Raw genomic sequence first — 18709 nt, 5'->3', positions numbered from 1 at the left:
TATTAGAAAAAACTAATATACTTTGAAGGAGATTTTATGAAAAAAGTAGATTTAACAACAGGAGATATAAAAAAAATATTACTCTCATTAGCTTTTCCAATAATGGGGTCATCATTTTTACAGATGATATATGGATTGGTAGATATGTTTTGGGTGGGCAAAATAGGAAGCAATGCTGTAGCAGCAGTTGGAACAGCTAGTTTTTTTATAAATTTAGGTTATGCAATCAACTCAATGATTGTAATAGGAGCTGGAATAAAGATTTCTCATGTAATAGGAGCAAAGGATATTGAAAATACCAAAGAGTATATAAAAGCATCATGTACATTAAATTTTTTAATGGCAGTATCATTCATTCTTCCAATTATAATTTTTTCAAAAAATTTAGTAAGATTTTTTAACTTAGAAAATGAAGTTGAAAAAATGGCTCAAATATACCTAATTATTGGTGGAATAGGATTAATTTTTAAGTTTTTTAACTTTTTATATACAAGAATTTTAAATAGCTATGGAGAAAGTAAACTACCTTTTAAAATAAGTAGTGTAGGAGTTATTTTAAATATAATTTTAGATCCTATATTTATTTTTGTGTTTGATTGGGGAGTGGCAGGAGCAGCTATAGCTACAGTTCTAGCAGAGGGAATTAATACATATTTATTTGTAAAAAAATCAAAAGATTATTTTAAAGTTGAAAGCTATATATCTAAAAGTTGGAGTAAGATGAAAGAGATGATGTCTTTAGGAACCCCTATTGCTCTTCAAAGAGTATTGTTTACTGGATTTGGAATAACTATTGCAAAAATTATATCTCAGTGGGGACCAGATGCAATTGCAGCACAAAAGATAGGACTTCAAATTGAGTCTATAACTTTTATGACTATAGCTGGATTACAAGGAGCAATTTCGAGTTTTATAGGTCAAAATTATGGAGCAGGTCTAGAAAATAGAATAAAAATGGGATATAAAAAAGCAATGCATCTTTGTACAGGAATTGGAGTTGTAACAACTGGAGTATTTGTATTTTTCCCAGAATATCTAGTTAGAATATTTGTAGAAAAACCAGAAACTGTTGAGATAGCAATAAATTATATGAGAATAATTGGATTATCTCAACTATTTATGTGTTATGAAATTGTAACAAATGGTGCTTTTAGTGGGGTGGGAAAACCTAAAGTTCCATCGATAATAAGTATAATATTTACATCTTTAAGAATACCAGCTGCTCTAATTTTATCAAAAGAAGAGTATTTTGGATTAAATGGAGTTTGGATAAGTATATCATTGTCAAGTGTAGTAAAGGGAGTTTTATCACCATTGATTTTTAAAAAATACTTAAATGAGGGAGTTGATAAAAAATGAATACAATAGAAAAAATTATAAAAGAAAATAGTTTAGGTTTAGATATAAAAAAAGGAAGATTTGGTATTGAAAAAGAGAGTTTAAGAGTGAATGAAAATGGAGAGTTAGTACTAACTAATCATCCTAAATTTTTTGGAGATAAAATAAAAAATCCATATATAACAGTAGATTTTTCTGAAAGCCAAATAGAGATGATTACTCCTACAGAGAGTAGTGTAGAAAAGGCCTATGATTTTTTAAGAAATATTCATGAGATAGTTGCAACAAATTTAAAAGATGAATATTTATGGTCTCAAAGTGTACCTCCGATATTACCATCTGAGGAGTTAATTCCACTTGGAAAGTTTCCTCAAAATAAAGAGTTGGAGAAATATAGGGAAAAGTTAGCATTAAAATATGGTAGAAAAAAACAACTTTTATCAGGAATACATTTTAATTTTTCTTTTGACGATGAATTTTTAAAGGAGTTATATGAGTTATCTAAGGAGAAAACATCATTTAAAGAGTTTAAAAATAATATTTATTTAAAAATATCTAGAAATTATTTTAAATATGGTTGGATGATTATATATCTATTAGGTGCAAGCCCTGTTATTCATGAGACATACCTTCAAAAATGTATAGACAAAATGAAAAAATTTACAGAGGATACATACTACTTTGAAGATTTGGTTTCTTTTAGAAATGGTAGCTGTGGTTATAGAAATGAAAAAGATTTTTTTGTAAATTATGAAAGTGTAGATAAATATGTTGAAAGTTTAGAAAGATTAATAGAAAAAGAGAGTATTTCAAGTGCAAAAGAGTACTATAGTCCAATTAGGTTAAAAACAAAAAATCCTAAAGAGATATTGCTAGAGTTAAAAAACAGTGGAATTGAATATTTAGAGTTTAGATCAATAGATTTAAATCCTTTTTCAGAGATAGGTATAGAGAAAACAGATTTAGAGTTTTTACATCTATTTATACTTTTTCTATTTTTAAAAGATGACGAACCTTTTGAAGAAAAGGACTATTTTAGATATTTAAAAAATCAAGAGATTCTTGCTAATAAGGGTAATTCAGATGAATTTAGGTTAATTTGTTGTGAGGATAAAAATGTTTCTCCAAAAGAGTATTCAATAGTTATTTTAGAGGAGATAGAAAGGCACTTAAAAGCTATAGGAGCCTTTACAAATAAGGATGAGAAAGTTTTGCAGTATCAAAAAAATAAGATTTTATCAAATAGATTATATTCAGATTTAGTCTTAAAAGAGGTGAAGCAAAAGGGATTTGTAAAGTTTCATATAGATAAAGCAAAAGAATTTTTAAATGAAATGAAAAAAACACCATATACTCTTAAAGGTTTTGAAGATCTAGAGTTATCTACCCAAATACTTCTAAAAGCAGCTATAAAAAATGGAGTTAAGTTTGAAATTTTAGATAGAGATGAGAATTTTATAGTTTTGGAAAAAGATAAGAAAGTGGAGTATGTGAAACAAGCTACTAAAACATCTTTAGATTCATATGTGACTATGCTTATTATGGAGAACAAGGTTGTAACAAAAAAAGTTTTGGAAAAAGAGAATATTATAGTTCCTCAAGGAAAAGATTATTTTAATATTGAAGAGGCTAAAAGTGATTATAGAAAATATGGAGCTGGAATAGTTATAAAACCTAAGTCTACAAATTTTGGACTTGGTATTACAATATTTAAAGAGGAGTTTTCAAAAGAGGATTATGAAAAAGCATTGGAAATAGCTTTTAAAGAGGATAATTCAATTCTTATAGAGAGATTTATAAAAGGAAAAGAGTATAGAATTTTTGTTATAGGGGATGAAGTAGTTGGTATTTTACATAGAGTTCCTGCTAATGTAAAAGGAGATGGAGAGAGAAGCATAAAAGAGCTTGTAGAAGAGAAAAATTTAGATCCATTAAGGGGTATTGGATATAAAACTCCTTTAGAGAAGATAAGATTGGAAGACCCAGAAAAACTATTTTTAAAAGGACAGGGATTAACTATAGAGTATATTCCTAAAAAGGATGAAGTTGTATACCTAAGAGAAAATTCAAATATAAGCACAGGAGGGGATAGTTTAGATTATACTGATGATATTTTAGATGCTTATAAAAAGATTGCTATAAAAGCATCAAAGGCTGTGGGAGCTAAAATATGCGGGGTAGATATGATGATAGAGGATATAAAAAATCCAAATCCAATTGATAACTACGCTATAATAGAGTTAAATTTTAATCCAGCAATACACATTCACTGCTATCCATATAAGGGAAAGAATAGAAACCTAGGAGAAAAGATATTAAAAGCATTGGGATATATTGAAGAATAACTATTTAGAAGGAGGGATATTATGAAAAAAATAATCATCGGTCTTTTTACTTTATTTAGTTTAACTTTTTCAAATGAAGTTATTTTAAAAAAAGAGTTAACTTATAATAAATACACTTTAGAAAATTTTTATAAATATAAAAATACATCTAGAGAGTTTCAATGGGAAAAAATTGAGAATAAAATATCAGCCATAGAGAGATTTAAAAGTGAATATCCTAAAATAGGAACTTTAAGAAATTTTAAAAATTCAAATGGTAATCCAGCTCAATTAGAAAGTTTTTTAACATCCCCAGAAAGAGATAAATATGGTGTTAGAAGATATCAAGGTATACCACTATATGAATCGTTAGATAAAAAACCATTAAGATATGGATGGGATGGATCTTTAGTGGGGATTATAGAAGAAAAGGATGGTTTTGTAAAAATAAAAATAGAGGGTATAGATGGAGAGTGGTGGACTCCAAAGAGGTATGTAAAACAGATATTAAATGAACCTACAGATAAATTAATATTTATAGACAGAAAAAATCAGAATATAGTTACTTTACAGAAAAATGACGATGTTTGGTTAATTAGAAGTATGAATCCAGCTACTACAGGGTTAGATAAGTTACCTCACAACTATCCAACACCATTAGGAACTTTTGTTGTTCAAGATAAAAAACCTAGGATGAACTATTTAAAACTAGGAAGCTCATCTGAAATTGCTGGATTTGCACCATATGCAACTAGATTTTCAGGTGGAGGATATATTCATGGAATACCTGTAGAGCTACCTAGAACAGAGATTATTGAATACTCTCCAACTTTAGGGTCAACACCTAGATCTAGAATGTGTGTTAGAAACGCTTCATCTCATGCTAAATATGTTTACGAGTGGGTAAAACCCCTTAGAACTCTTATTGTTATCATTGAATAATTTATAATTTAAATATGGGATAAGAAAGTTATTAAAGAAAAAGAGCTTTAAAGTTGACTAAACTCTAAAGCTCTTTTTTATAAATTTGATATCTTTAATTTCTATATATAATTTTACTAAATCTCTAAAGTGAACTATTACTCGCTTATATAGTGTTAATATTTTTAAATTTTCTAAACTTGTCTCTTTTTCTTGAAAAGCTACTATCTCTTTTTCTAAAAACGTTATATTTTCTAAAGTATCGTCTAATCCATTATTTTTCTTATCCTCATAAGATTCTCTAATATCATTAAAGATAATATTTAAGATTTTATAAAAATTTGTAATCTCTTTTTTTTGATTCTCTTTTGATAAATTTTTCTTTATTTTTAGTAAATATTTAGCAATGGCTTTTAATTCAGATAAAATTTTAATATAACGATATATTTTAAAACTATCTATATTTTTTTCTAAAGTACCTGATTTTAAAATAAAGTATTCCGTAATCTCGTTATCTATTAGCACTATTTTTTTATAGCTTTCACTCTCTTCATTTTTTGAAAAAATATCTTCAATAATATTCATAACTTTTATTATCTCTTTGTTAAAGATGTTTATCATTGTATTTGATGTTATCTCTAAAAATGTATTTAATTCTGTCTCTGAAATGGATACTTTATCAATCTTACCTTTATAAATATTAGAAAATACTCTTTCTATCGTTCCAAAAAAAGGTAAAAATATAATAGTATTTACTACATTTACAAAAGTATTTGCCACTGCAGTTTTTATTGCTACACCACTAGATGCTGTTAAAATTTCTACAATCTTTACATAGGCAGGAAATACTAGAATAAAAAATATAGCTAAAATAAACTTTACAAAAAAACAAAGTATGGCTGTTCTTTTAGCCTCATAACTGCTGTTTAAAGATGATATAATAGGAGTTATAGTTGTTCCTATGTTTGCTCCTAATATTAAAGCTAATATTGTTTCTAAATTTATTAATCCTTGAAGACCAAGTGTTAAAATAATTCCCACTGCTGCTGAGGAGGATTGAATTATAGCTGTTACAGCTGTTCCTATGGCAACAACTTTTATTATATTAAAATATGTGTCAGCTTTGAAAAGTGTAAAAAGAGCTATAAAGTTAGGATCATTTCTCAGTGGGTTTATAGAGCTACTCATATATTGAAGCCCTAAAAGTAGCAACCCAAATCCAAAGATAAACTTTCCTTTTGATTTCTCGACCTCTTTATTTGAGAAAAAATAAATTATACTACCCACAGCTATTAGAGGTATTGAAAAAGTTGTTATTTTAATGCTAAATATCCATCCTGTTGCTGTAGTTCCTATATTCGTTCCTAAAATTAATCCTATTGAATCTCTTAAATTTAAAATTCCTGAATTTACTAAGTTAACAATTAAAACTGATACAACTGAAGAGGACTGAACTATACCTGTTACAATAGCTCCTGTAGCAATAGCCTTATATTTATTTTCAGTTAATCTTTTTAAATATTCTTTTATATTTTCTCCAAAAACTTTTTGACTTTCCTTTGACACTAATTCTAGTGCATATAAAAATATTCCTAAACTTCCTATGAAATCAATTAAAATAGCCCAAATCATACGCACCTCACATTTTTATTATAGTAAGCATCTAGTTAAAAGTTTTTCTTGATATAATTTTTCAAGTGAAAAAATAAAAATCCTTGTAAAAAGGCCTAAATAAAAAAAGATTATTATTTATTCTAAAGTAATAAATAAAATAAGTATAATTTTAAAACGTATGGCAGGGAGGAAAAATGAAAAAAGCGATGGTTATTTTTAAAAATACAAATGATTTAAACTATCTAATAGAAAGTTGTAAATTTTTAAAAGAAAATTATGGTTATGTTATAAAACCAGTATATATGGTAAATCCTGCAATTATTGATTTAAGTAAAGATAATTTAAAAGATATAGTTAATAAAGTTGAGGATAAATTTTTTAAAAATTTAAACATAAAATTAAGAGAGGAAAATTTAACAGATGAGTATATATCTTTAATAGATGAAAATAGTAATTCAGTAAAAGAGTTGTTGAAAACTACTGATATTATCCTAATCAGTGAAGAACCTGGATTAAATAACTTTATATTAGAAATTTTAAAGAAGCTATATAAACCAATGATTATTTTAAAGGGAAAGAAGTTAAGCTTTGATAATGTTGTATTAACAAGTGATAATGGAGTAAAAATAAATAAAAGTTTTCATGATTTTTATTTAAACTTTTATAAAGAGGATATAAAAAAAATAGATGTATTAACATGGAATTATACTGAATTAGATCACAGTTTAATTGAGCTAATAGAGAGTAAAAATATAAAAGTTGAACTTTATAAGTATTTTCCAAAAGAGAATAGTTTAAATGAATTTATTGAAAAAATAGATGAGGAAGATCTATTAATAATGGGAAATTTAAGTAAAAGATTTTTTCTAGAAAAAGTTATGAATAAATTAGGAGTACAAATTTTAGAGAGAGTAAAGACTAATATATTTATAAGTTAGGAGGCGTAACATGATAGGAATAGATGAGGCTAATATATTTTATTTACTACTTCAGCTTTCTATAATCTTTATATTAACAAATTTTGTAAACAGTTTTTTGAAAAAAAATAATCAGCCAACTATAACAGGAGATCTATTAGTAGGTATTATTTTAGGTCCCACTATATTAGGGTCATTTTTTCCTAAAATATATAACTTTATATTTCCCCAAAATCTTGTTCAAGTAGCTATGTTAGATACATTAGGATGGTTTGGACTATTTTTAGTTCTTTTATCAACTGGAATAGAGGTAGATTTTTCAAGTATTTGGAAACAAAGGAAAAATGCTTTAGTAATTTCAATTTTGGATATAATAATACCGATAGTATTTTCAATGGCTTTCATATATTTTTTACCAAGTAGGTATTTTGAATTTAGTGATAATAAGTTTATAACCTCATTTTTTATCTCAGTTATTATGACTATAAGTGCTCTGCCCATAGCTATTAGAGCTTTAAGAGAAGTTGGAATAATGAAAAGTGATTTGGGATTTTTAATAATATCAGCACTAACAATTAACGATATTATAGGTTGGATTGTATTTACTCTTTTACTTTCTCTTTTTTCAATGAAATTTTTTGATTGGGAGATAGCTGTAAAGATAACTCTTTATACAGGTGTATTTACATTTTTAGCTTTAAATATAGGAAAAAAAGTTGTAAACTGGCTTTTTTCAAAAGTTGTAAATCAAGATAGTGATGGGGTTCAAGGAGTATTAGCTGTTTTAATATCAACTGGAGTTGTTTTTGGACTGATAACTTTAGAGATTGGTATTCATACACTTTTTGGTTTTTTTATAGCTGGAATTGTAGCTGGAGATTCACCAATTTTTACAAAAAGTGCTAGAAATACTGTACATAATTTTGTCTACTCTATATTTGCGTCTCTGTTCTTTGTAAATATAGGACTTAAGATTAATTTCTTTGAAAGTTTTAATCTGTTTTTAGCTCTTTTTATAACACTTGTAGGTGTTACAGGAAGATATTTAGGAGCATGGATTGGTTCAACTTTATCGAAGAATATAAAGTATAGAAATATAATCTCAATAGCTCATACTCCTGGAGGAGAGATGCATATAGTTGTAAGTTTGATAGCTTTAAGCTTTGGATTATTAAATAAAGAACTTTTTGTAGCCATAGTTTTTGCAGCAATTTTATCATCTATAATTAATGGTCCTTGGTTAGCAATTGCATCTAAGCGTTTTAATTATTTAGAGAGTTTCGAAGTATTAGTGTATCCAGGTATAAAGTTAGAAGCTCAATATAAAGAGCAAGCAATTAGTAAACTCTTAGATTTATTGAAATTAGAATATAGAGAAGCTAATATTTTAGAAAATGTTTTGGACAGAGAGGATATTGTTTGTTCTGGATTACAGAATAGTATAGCTATTCCCAAAGGAAATATAGAGGATGAAACTAAAACTAAAATAATATATGCACGTTTGGAAAATCCTATAAACTGGAACTCATTAGATGGGAAATTAACTAAAAATATATTTTTAATATTAACTTCAAGAGAGGAACAGGAAAATCAAATTAAAGTTGTAAAAAAAATTACAAATTTTTCTAAAAAATGTGATGAAATAAAAGGGTTAGATGAGTTAGCTACAGAGAAAAACATTGAGGATTATATAACAAAAATATTGTCAGATTAAAAAAAGAGGTTATATAACCTCTTTTTCTTTGTTTAATATGCTTTCCATAATAACTGCACATGAAGCATCTCCTAAGATGTTAGTAGAAGTTCTCATCATATCCATTATTCTGTCAATTCCAAATACTAGTGGAAGAGCTATAACAGGAACACCAGCAGCAGCTAAAACAGCAACAACAAGCAGTGATGGACCAGGAACTCCAGCAGTTCCAACAGCTCCAAGAACAGATGTAAGAACTATTGCTACATATTCACTTGGCCCAAGATCTACTCCAAACATCTGAGCAAAGAACATTGTTACAAGTCCATAAAGCATAGCATTTCCATTCATATTAACAGTAGCTCCCAAAGGTAATATAAATGAAGCAGTTGAGTTTTTTACTCCAAGTTTTTTACAACACTCAGTATTAACTGGCAGTGTGGCCATAGATGAAGCAGTTGAAAATGCTAAAATCTGTGCAGGAGCAGTTTTCTTAATAAATTTAATTGGTGATATTCCAGTAAACAGTTTAACAAACCCTGGTAACATAATAAAATGTATTAAACCAAGAGCTAAAGAGAATACTAAAAATAATTTTGTAACTAATAAAAGTATATTGATACCAAAAAGTGCAATAGAGTTAGCCATCAGTGCAAAAACACCAAGTGGAGCTAAAAGAAGAATCTTTTCAATCATTTTTATTAAAGTTTCATTAACTGTTTCTAAAAGATCTATAATTGGTTTTTGTTTTTCATCAGATACTTTAGATAAACATAGTCCAAAGAATAGTGAAAAGAAAATAATTTGTAAAATATTTCCTTCGATTAATGATTTAAAAGGATTATCAGGTATTATATTGATAATAGTTCCCCAAAAATCTAATCCAGAGTTCGCACCTGCATAGGCACCCTCTTTTGCTAGTAGTGATGCAGGAACTATAACTCCCACTCCAGGATTGAATATATATCCAGCTCCAATTCCAATAATAACAGCGATACACGATGTAAATAAATAGTATCCTAAAGTTAAAAGTCCAACTTTTCCAGCGGATTTTGTTTTACCTAAAGATATTGCTCCAAGAATGATGTTAAAAAATACTAGTGGAACTATAAGCATTGTAATTAATTTTAAAAATATATCTCCCAATGGTGCAAATATAGCTGCCTTATCCTGTAAAAGAATTCCAGCAATTATACCTAAAAACATAGAAATAATTATAGTTGTACTGTTACTAAGTTTCTTCATAAAATTTTTTCTCCTATTTGTAAAATTATATTGTTAATTTTATCACATTATAAATAAAAAGTAAAATTTTAATTTTAAAAATATTGAAAAAAGTTTTTCAAAAATAAGAATATATAAAAAGCAGTTAGTTTTTACTAACTGCTTTTTTAATTTGTATATTGTTCGTTAAACATTGTGTAATAGAATCCTTTTTTATCCATGAGTTCTTTATGTGTACCTTGCTCCTCTATTTTTCCATCTTTTATAACTAAAATAAGATTAGCACTTTTTATAGTAGATAAACGATGTGCTATGACAAAGCTAGTTCTTCCATGAATCAAGTTTTCCATAGCTTTTTGAAGTCTCATCTCTGTTCTTGTATCTACCCCACTTGTAGCTTCATCTAAAATAAGAAATCGAGGATTTCTTAAAATAGCACGAGCTATAGTAATAAGTTGTTTTTGACCTTGGGATAAAGTTATATTATCTTCACTAATTTTTGTTTCATAACCTTGAGATAGTTTTATAATAAAATCATGAGCACAAGCTAGTTTTGTTGCATTTATAATCTCTGCCTCAGTAACATTTTCATTTCCATAAACTATGTTTTCTTTAATAGTGCCTGTAAAAATCCAAGTATCCTGAAGCACCATTCCGAAGAGTTTTCTCAGTTCACCTCTTGAATACCTTCTTATATCTATTCCATCAATTATAATTTTACCAGAATCAATATCGTAAAATCTCATTAAAAGATTAGTTATAGTAGTTTTTCCAGCTCCAGTAGGTCCAACTATTGCAATCATATTTCCAGGTTTAGCTTCAAAGGTAAATTTGTCAATAATCTTTTGTTCTTTTTGATATCCAAATGTTACATCTATAAATTGTATATCACCCTTTGCTTGCTCTAGAATTACTTTTTTATCTCCTGTTTCCTTTTCTTCATCTTGGTTGACTAAAGTGAAGAATCTTTCAGCACTAACAAGAACAGTTTGAATAATACTATAAACATCTGAGATATTAGCTATTGGTCGATTAAACATTCTAGAATAGATTATAAAACTCGAAAGACCACCTAAGGTAATTTCATTATTTAAAATAAAAATAGATCCAATAAGTACTATAAGGGCATATCCTATATTTCCTATATAGTTTAAAGAGGGATAACTAAAACCTGTAAAAAAATATGCTTTAATAGCATTCTCCTTATATTTTTCATTGAGACTTTTAAAATTTTTAATAGCATTTTCTTCATAAGTAAAGGATTTAACTTCAGCTTCTCCCATGAGCATCTCCTCTACATATCCACTTAATTCTCCTAAGTATCTTTGCTGTTCTCTCATTTTTTCACGACTTTTAATACTTTTTCTATTGTTCAAAATTCCTCCGATTTTTTTAGTAGTAGGCAATTTACGGCTGCCTGTAGAAACATTTGATCCCTATTATCAACTTTATACTAAACAATCTATTTCCAGAAAGTTCTATGTATCTTAACTATCTCTTCTTGTAAAACAGCATCATCAATTGGACCGATAACTTCGATATTTTTTTGTCCTTTAGCTAAAACCTCTCTACACGGAACGTCAAAGGTAGGGTTTTTCTCATGGCTACCAGTAAGCTCAAGAAGTTGTTTTTCTGTTATTCCAAATACTACTCTTCCGACATTTCCCCAATAGATAGCTCCAGTACACATACAACAAGGCTCAGCAGTTGTGTAAAGAGTACAATCCCATAAAAACTCCTTAGAATAAAGTTTAGTAGCTTTCCTCATAACTGTTGTTTCAGCATGACCTGTACAATCTTTTTCAGTAATTTCGATATTTCCAGATTCTACGATAATATCTCCTTTAGAATCTACTAGAAGTGCTCCAAATGGATTATTTCCACTAGCAATTGCTTCATCTGCAATTTCAATACATCTTCTTAAGTAAAGTTTGTGATCCATAATAAAATTCCTCCTGATAAAAAATAATAAATAAAAAAAGGTAATCCTAGGATTACCTTTGCTAACGATACACTTCACCCTAGCAAGATGAGCTATTATAAAACAACCTAATGAGTCTCTTGTGGGCGCCATGTTGCACTAAAGTACAACTTTATTTAATTTATACAGTAATAATATCCGAAAATTTTACATTTGTCAATTAAAATCTTGACTTACTTTAAAATACAAGTATACTATTTGTAGAAAAAAGTTTTGGAGGGTAAAGTGAAAAAAATATTTTTATTAAGTATGTTAACATTGGTATCATCACTTTCTATGAGTGAAATAAAAGTTCCTAATTGGACAGTTCAACCTAAAGATGGAGTTGTAAAAGGTGATTATTACAAAATTGAAGAGAGATTTCGTCAAGGACATTTAGGAACTTTAGAAGTAGTAAAAAATAATGGTAAGTTAGTTCATGTAGAGTTTAATGAGTTAACAAGACCTAACTATTATAATCGTTTTTATCAAAATGTATCAAAAAGATTATCACCATACAATTTTTCAATGGCAGAAAAAAGTGGAGTAGCTTGGATAGAGGGAGTTTTAGTTGCTGAAAATCAAATGATAAAAGAGCAAAGATTAACGGGAACTTTTGATATGGTAGCAGGGGCATCAAATAGTATTCAACAATCTATGGTTCCACTAGCAGAAAAATTAAACTCTCAAATGGATAAAAAATCTAACTCTAAATATTATAGCGTTTCAGAAAACTTTGGCAATGGTCTAACAGGAGTTTTAAAAGTTATTGTTGAGAAAGGTAAAATAATAGAGTGTAGATATGATGAAATATTTGCAGATACTAAAGACGAGATAAAAGATAAAAATTTAAAAGAGTTTTATAGACAATCAAAATATTGGAGTATTATGTATGATGAGCCATCTCGTATTGGATTTAATGTACAGATGGATGCTTTAAATGACAAAGTTGTAAAAACACAAAACCTTTTAGATTTAACAGATTTACCAGCTACTGAAAAATCAGGAAATTATAAACAAAGTGGATTTACAAGAAGAAATACTGCTTGGGATAACTATTTAAAACTAGCAGAAAAAATGAAAAATGAATTAGAAAAAGATAAAGTATTAAAGTAAAAAAGTGTGAGATTTTCTCACACTTTTGTTTTAATAACTATTTTTCAACATAAGTTCCTAAATAGTTTAGTATTTTCTTTTTAATTCTTTGAATAGTGTTGTCTATTTTCTTTGGAGTTTCATCTAATGTTTCAGCAATTTCAATATATGAATACTCTTTACATAAATAATAGAACACTTTTTTCTCTAAATCACTTAAATTTTCAACTAAGAAATTTTCTAAAAGTTTAACTAACTCTTTTCCTAAAACAATCTCTTCAGGATTATAGAAGTTTATAGATGGAGCGTTATACTTAGTAACCTCTTCAAATCCAACATACTCTTCTCCCATAACAGCAGAGTTTAAGTTTTGATATTTAGCAGAACTATGTGTTTTTACAGCTGTTATAATCTGTCTTCTAATACATAGATTTGCAAAAGTGTTAAAACATGCGTTTTTTGTTTCATCATAAGATTTAATCGCTTTCATAAGGCCGATATAACCTTCTTGTAGTAAATCGTCTGATTCTGCACCTTTTAAGAAAAATTTACGATTGTTTCTTAAGATTGAAGATTGATACTCGTGGAAAATCTTTTCAGTAGCTTCCTCGTCTCCTTGTTGTGCTAATTTAATGTCTCTAATTTCTATCATGGCTTTCGTCCCCCGACTTTCTTTGATATGTTTCTTACTCTGTAATGATATCAAAAAAGTAAAAGAAAATAAATATTCCAAATTTTTCTTTTTTTATTTATTTTTTGATATATAAACACATTTTTTGAAAATCGGAAAGCTAGTGTTTGCAAGGCGAACTAAATAACTACTATTTTAGTGTATTAAAAAAACTTTTGTTAAAAGAATAAAAAAATAAAAAAAAAGGAAAGATAGAATAAAAATTGTATAATAATTAATTTCAATTTCTAGAGACAATTTATAGACAGTATATGGAAAGAGACACGACAATGGCTTGTAGAATGAGGCTTGGAAAAAAAAAGTGGACAATTATTTTTTTGAAAATATAATAGGAGAGTAAAAACTAATAGGAACTGGAGGGTGCAAAATAATGAGAAATAATTTAGAGAAAGCTTTTAGTTTTATAGACAATAAAAGTGATGAGATGAGATTACTGTGGGAAAATATTTGTAAAATGGAATCATACTCTTATGACTTTGAAGAGATTGATAAAGTTCAGTCGTATTTAGAAAAAGAGTTTTCAAAAGCAGGGATGGAAACAAAAATATATGACTTCGAAGGAAGTGGAAATAGTTTGGTAGCTTCTTATAAAGGAGAAAATATTCTTCCTGGTGTAGCATTTATGGGTCATGTGGATACTGTTCATAAAAAAGGAAGGTTTGGAGAGAACCCGGTTAAAATAGAGGATGGAATTATTTATGGACCAGGAGTTCTAGATTGTAAAGGTGGGGTAGTTGTAGGATTTTTAGCTGCTCAAGCGTTAAAGCATATAGGAATAGATAGAGAGATAAAGCTCGTTTATTCAGGAGATGAGGAGATTCAACACTCTACATCTTTAGGAAAAGGAGCAGATGTATTTTTAAATGAAGTAAAAGGATTTGCAGCAGCTTTTGATTGTGAAACTGGATTTGTAGATGGAAGAATAGCTGTAGGACGTAAAGGTGGAGCAGTTTATAAAATAAAAATAACAGGAAAAGGAGCTCATGCAGGAAATGAGCCTCAAAATGGAATAAGTGCTATAAAAGAAGCTGCTTATAAAACTATTAACTTAGAAAAGTTAACAAACTATGATGGGATAACTTACAATGTTGGAGTTATAAAGGGTGGAACAGTTGCAAATAGTATTCCAGCTGATTGTGAACTTCAAATAGATGTAAGATTTAGAACAAACAAAGATGTAGAGGTAGCTCAAAAAGTTTTAGAAGATATTACAAATACATCATATGTAGAAGGAACTACAGCAATTTTAGAAACAGTATCTTTAATGCATCCTATGGAAAAAACAGAGAGAAATATGAGATTGTTTGAATTAGTAAAACAAGCATCTTTAGAATTAGGTTTTGTAGAACCAAAAGAGTGTGTATTAGGAGGGGCATCTGATGCAGCGTACAGTGTTATGGCAGGAGTACCAACTGTTTGTGCAATAGGAGTTAGAGGGTATGCTAATCACACTTTAGAGGAAAGAGCTGTTGTAAGTTCTTTAGAGGAAAGGGCAAAACTATTAGTTGCAACTGTTTTAAATATACCAAAAGATTTTAAATAAAAAATAAAAAGAAAGGAAATAAAAAAATGAATAACAATAATACTAAAAAAAATATAATAGCATGGATATCATTGGTTATGCTAATAATGATATTTTCAGGAGCATTTCAAAAAGCTGAGGGACCTTTAAGAGCACTTGACTTTAATACGTTAGCAGGAAGTTTTGGAAAGGTATCTGGAAAACTAGATTTTAGAGGCGCTGGTGGAACTGGAGCAAAAGAGGGTTTTTTATTTGCGTTAACACTTATTCCTACAACAATGTTAGCTTTAGGACTTATTGAAGTTGCTCAAGAACTAGGTGGATTAAGAGTAGCATCAAAAATATTTACACCACTTTTAAAACCTTTAATGGGTTTACCTGGTGTAGTTGGATTAACATTTGTAAGTACATTTACATCTTCAGATGTAGGAGCTGTAATGACAAAAGAACATTTTGAAAATGATGAGATAACAGATGATCAAAGAGCGATTTTTGTAGCCTACCAATATGCAGGATCAGGAGTAATAAACAATACTTTAACTGGAGGAGCACCACTTATAGCAGTTTCAATTGTTCCAGTTGGATTAATTATTCTTATTCAAATTGTAGTAAAAATTATAGGAGCAAATATAGTAAGACTTTACTGTAAAAGATTAAATCAAAAAGAAGCGAAAAAAGATAAAGCATTTGCTTAGGAGGAAATTTAGTGAGTACATCAAATACAAAACAGGTTAGTGTAGTAGAAACATTTATGAAAGGAGCTAAAAAAGGTCTTTATATAGGATTAGAATTAATAGCTCCAGCAATGGTTATGGCATATGCTTTAATAGCAATATTGACAGTAACAGGGATGATGCCAATAATAGGAAAGTATCTATCTCCTGTAATGGCAATCTTTGGATTACCAGGAGAAGCAACAGTAGCTCTAATAGCAGCTTTTTTTGCTAAGGCAGCAGGAGCAGCAAGTGCACTACTTCTTTATGAACAAGGACTTATAAATCAAGAACAAGCAACTATACTATTTCCAACTGTTATAATAATGGGAACTTTAGTAGGACATTTTGCTAGAATAGTTTTAGTTTCAGATGTGGCAAAAAAATATCACAAGTTACTATTAATCATTCCTCTTATCGATGCAGTTATAGTGATGCTTTTAATGAGAGTGATATTAAAATTTTATTAATTTAATTGATCTCTGGTAAAGAGAGGGATAATATGATTGAAAAGGATTTTGAGAGCGTTGTTGAACTTAGAAAAAAAAGAAAAATGACGCAAAGAGATTTAGCTAGAGTAACTGGATTAAATATAAGAACTATAAGTCGTTTTGAAAATGGGGAAACAATATCGGCTACTTCAGAAAAAAAGATATATATAGCATTAGGTTATGATTTTTTACAAGATACAGATCTTTATTTAGAAAAAGTGAAAAGATCTTTTGATAAACAAGCAAGTGGTTATAACGAATACACTCTTTTAACAGATAATACATATTTAAGTAGAATATTAAATATAGGATATCCATTTAAAGATAAAAGAGTTTTAGATTTAGGGTGTGGAACAGGTTTGTTATCTTTAAGTCTTGCAGATAAAGCAAAGGAGATAGTTGCTCTAGATATAAGTAATGGTATGATTAACAGTTTAAAAGCTAAAATAAAAAAAAGAGAGATAAAAAATATAAATGCTATAAAGGGGGATATCCACAATACAGAATTTCCAGATAACTTTTTCGACACAATAGTATGCGTTCTTTCCTTTCATCATTTTCATGATATAAGTAGAGTTATGCAAATATTAAAAAGAATATTAAAACCTTTTGGGGAGATTATAGTAGTTGATATATATAGTTCATCAAATGAGGGAGATCAGATTTTACAAAATACTTGTGAAAAAATCAGAGATTTTTCTCATAATAAATTTTTTACATTAAAGGAGTTAAAAGAACTTTTAAAAGATTTTGATTTTGGTGGATTTGAAGTGGAGAAATTTGAGGTTAAAAGAAATTATAAAGACTGGATAAAAATGGCAAATTTTGAAGATAGTGACAAGATATTATTTAATTTATTAAAAGGGTTAGCTTTAAATGGGATTTCAATGGGGAGTGATTTAAAATTGGAAAATGATACCATAGAGTTCATTCAAAATATGGTGACAATTAAGGCTATAAATTTTAAAAACTTCTAAAATAGAAAAAGAGGTAATAAATGAAAGAGATGTTATTAATGTTAGCAATTATAATATGTATATTTGCTATTGGGGATGTATTAAGTGTTTTTACAAAAGCTAAGTTATCATCAATATTTGTAGCTTTACTTATTTTTTTAATACTATTTATGTTGAAAATAATACCAGTTGATATTGTTGAAATATCTGGTTTAACAAAAGTTGGTCGTTGGGCTAGTCCTATTTTGGTTTTTGGAATGGGAACAATGGTAAATTTCAAACAATTGAAATCAGAGTGGAGAACAGTTTTAGTTTCAATGATTTCAATGTTTGGAGCTATTGGGTTTATGATGTTAGCAATACCGATAATTGGTAAAAATTCAACTTTAGTAGCAGTTCCTATAATAAATGGAGGAATTGTTGCTACAAATATAATGGTTAGCGGAGCGTTAGAAAAAGGATTTCCAATGGCAGCTGCATTTGGTACATTGATATACGCTTTACAAAAATTTGTAGGTACACCAATAGCTTCTTACTATGGATTAAAAGAAGCAAAAAATATAGTGAAAAAACATAGAGAAAACTTTAGTCTACAAAATGAGATTAAAAATGAAATAGATGACGAAAGAAAAAAGATAAGATTTTCAGAAAAAAATAAAGCATATTTTACCCCTTTTGTTTGCTTTGGAATAACAACTTTAGGAGCTTACATTGGGTTTTTATTACAAGATTTAACTAGTATAAATAATACAATATGGTGTCTAATTATAGGTGCTACACTTTCTCACTATGGGGTTGTTCCAGAGAAAATTTTAGATCACGGAAAGGCTTCAGGATTTATAACTATAGCTGTTTTTGCGGGAATAATTCCCTCTTTGGCAAAAATAACAACAACAGATTTACTTTCTTTAGGATGGCATTTAATAGTTGTGTTTGGAGCTTTGGTTATAGGAAGTTTTATAACTATGTATATTTTGCCAACTTGGAAAATAATTGGATCTAGAAATATATCTATGGGAATTGCTATGGCTCAGCTTTTGGGATTTCCAGCAACCTTACTTGTAGCTCAAGAGATATCTTTAGCAGTAGCTGAAACAGATTTAGAATATAAAGCTATTATGGAAAAAATAGGACCAGCATATGTAGTCTCAGGATTAGTTTCTGTAACAACGCTGTCTGTGGTAGTAGCGGGGTATTGTTTAGAATTTTTATAATATATAGAGAAGCGGTTAAACTTTTGAAGTTTAGCC

The 18709-nt window shown here is 28.4% G+C and carries 16 protein-coding genes and 1 riboswitch; of the genes, 11 read left to right on the top strand and 5 right to left on the bottom strand.

The features are described 5' to 3' along the window. Positions 1 to 36 precede the first annotated feature (36 nt). From H5J23_RS07725 to H5J23_RS07715, 3 genes are read left to right on the top strand one after another with little or no spacing between them, the layout of a single operon-like run. Positions 37 to 1359 (top strand): MATE family efflux transporter, encoded by a 1323-nt coding sequence (locus tag H5J23_RS07725; protein WP_040407178.1) that lies wholly within the window; start codon positions 37 to 39, stop codon positions 1357 to 1359. Next, entirely contained in the window at positions 1356 to 3683 is a 2328-nt protein-coding gene (gshAB, locus tag H5J23_RS07720; protein WP_185891682.1) for a bifunctional glutamate--cysteine ligase GshA/glutathione synthetase GshB, read from the top strand. The genes H5J23_RS07725 and gshAB overlap by 4 nt, the downstream gene beginning before the upstream one ends. Before the next feature lie 21 nt (positions 3684 to 3704). Further along, a complete protein-coding gene (locus tag H5J23_RS07715; protein ID WP_185891681.1) occupies positions 3705 to 4604 on the top strand; it encodes a L,D-transpeptidase in 900 nt (299 codons plus the stop codon). A gap of 57 nt (positions 4605 to 4661) precedes the next feature. On the opposite strand, the gene H5J23_RS07710 is transcribed toward H5J23_RS07715, so the two are convergent. Further along, the gene (locus H5J23_RS07710) at positions 4662 to 6215 is read right to left on the bottom strand and encodes a Na/Pi cotransporter family protein (protein ID WP_185891679.1); all 1554 of its coding nucleotides are present in this window, start codon (positions 6213 to 6215) and stop codon (positions 4662 to 4664) included. A 176-nt stretch (positions 6216 to 6391) separates the two neighbouring features. On the opposite strand from H5J23_RS07710, the gene H5J23_RS07705 reads away from it, so the two are divergent. Together H5J23_RS07705 and H5J23_RS07700 are read left to right on the top strand one after the other, a co-directional pair. Further along, entirely contained in the window at positions 6392 to 7135 is a 744-nt protein-coding gene (locus H5J23_RS07705; protein ID WP_023050652.1) for a hypothetical protein, read from the top strand. 10 nt (positions 7136 to 7145) lie between these two features. Next, positions 7146 to 8828, top strand: coding sequence for a cation:proton antiporter (locus H5J23_RS07700; protein WP_185891677.1), 1683 nt, complete (start codon positions 7146 to 7148; stop codon positions 8826 to 8828). A 9-nt stretch (positions 8829 to 8837) separates the two neighbouring features. Here H5J23_RS07700 and H5J23_RS07695 read toward each other — a convergent pair whose 3' ends face one another. The 3 genes from H5J23_RS07695 to H5J23_RS07685 form a co-directional block, all read right to left on the bottom strand. Next, positions 8838 to 10052, bottom strand: coding sequence for a dicarboxylate/amino acid:cation symporter (locus H5J23_RS07695; protein WP_185891675.1), 1215 nt, complete (start codon positions 10050 to 10052; stop codon positions 8838 to 8840). 146 nt (positions 10053 to 10198) lie between these two features. After that, a complete protein-coding gene (locus H5J23_RS07690) occupies positions 10199 to 11407 on the bottom strand; it encodes an ABC transporter ATP-binding protein (RefSeq protein ID WP_255494365.1) in 1209 nt (402 codons plus the stop codon). After that, a riboswitch (purine riboswitch) is annotated at positions 11408 to 11507 on the bottom strand. Beyond that, the gene (locus tag H5J23_RS07685) at positions 11494 to 11973 is read right to left on the bottom strand and encodes a nucleoside deaminase (protein WP_185891673.1); all 480 of its coding nucleotides are present in this window, start codon (positions 11971 to 11973) and stop codon (positions 11494 to 11496) included. It overlaps the preceding riboswitch by 14 nt. 264 nt (positions 11974 to 12237) lie before the next feature. Here H5J23_RS07685 and H5J23_RS07680 point away from each other — a divergent pair, with 264 nt between their 5' ends. Further along, complete coding sequence (locus tag H5J23_RS07680) at positions 12238 to 13107, top strand: FMN-binding protein (RefSeq protein WP_185891672.1); 870 nt, start codon at positions 12238 to 12240, stop codon at positions 13105 to 13107. 37 nt (positions 13108 to 13144) lie between these two features. Here H5J23_RS07680 and H5J23_RS07675 read toward each other — a convergent pair whose 3' ends face one another. After that, positions 13145 to 13738: a sigma-70 family RNA polymerase sigma factor gene (locus H5J23_RS07675; RefSeq protein ID WP_040407159.1), complete on the bottom strand. Its 594-nt coding sequence runs from the start codon at positions 13736 to 13738 to the stop codon at positions 13145 to 13147. A 409-nt stretch (positions 13739 to 14147) separates the two neighbouring features. Between H5J23_RS07675 and H5J23_RS07670 the strand changes: the two genes are divergently transcribed. From H5J23_RS07670 to H5J23_RS07650, 5 genes are read left to right on the top strand one after another with little or no spacing between them, the layout of a single operon-like run. Continuing rightward, positions 14148 to 15320 (top strand): M20/M25/M40 family metallo-hydrolase, encoded by a 1173-nt coding sequence (locus H5J23_RS07670; protein ID WP_185891670.1) that lies wholly within the window; start codon positions 14148 to 14150, stop codon positions 15318 to 15320. Positions 15321 to 15346: 26 nt separating this feature from the next. Then, positions 15347 to 15994, top strand: a complete 648-nt coding sequence (locus H5J23_RS07665) for a nucleoside recognition domain-containing protein (RefSeq protein ID WP_185891668.1) — start codon at positions 15347 to 15349, stop codon at positions 15992 to 15994. Between the two features lie 11 nt (positions 15995 to 16005). Beyond that, entirely contained in the window at positions 16006 to 16482 is a 477-nt protein-coding gene (locus H5J23_RS07660) for a nucleoside recognition domain-containing protein (RefSeq protein ID WP_185891667.1), read from the top strand. 32 nt (positions 16483 to 16514) lie between these two features. Next, positions 16515 to 17480 carry a methyltransferase domain-containing protein gene (locus H5J23_RS07655; protein ID WP_185891665.1) on the top strand — a complete coding sequence of 322 codons (966 nt, stop codon included), beginning with the start codon at positions 16515 to 16517 and terminating at the stop codon, positions 17478 to 17480. A gap of 20 nt (positions 17481 to 17500) precedes the next feature. After that, positions 17501 to 18673 (top strand): hypothetical protein, encoded by a 1173-nt coding sequence (locus H5J23_RS07650; RefSeq protein ID WP_185891663.1) that lies wholly within the window; start codon positions 17501 to 17503, stop codon positions 18671 to 18673. Positions 18674 to 18709 lie beyond the last annotated feature (36 nt).

This window comes from Cetobacterium sp. 2G large, from assembly GCF_014250655.1.
In the GTDB taxonomy this organism is placed as follows: Bacteria; Fusobacteriota; Fusobacteriia; order Fusobacteriales; family Fusobacteriaceae; genus Cetobacterium_A; species Cetobacterium_A somerae.
The sequence above is the reverse complement of the archived record's forward strand: the minus strand, read 5'-3'. Positions and strand labels throughout refer to the sequence as shown.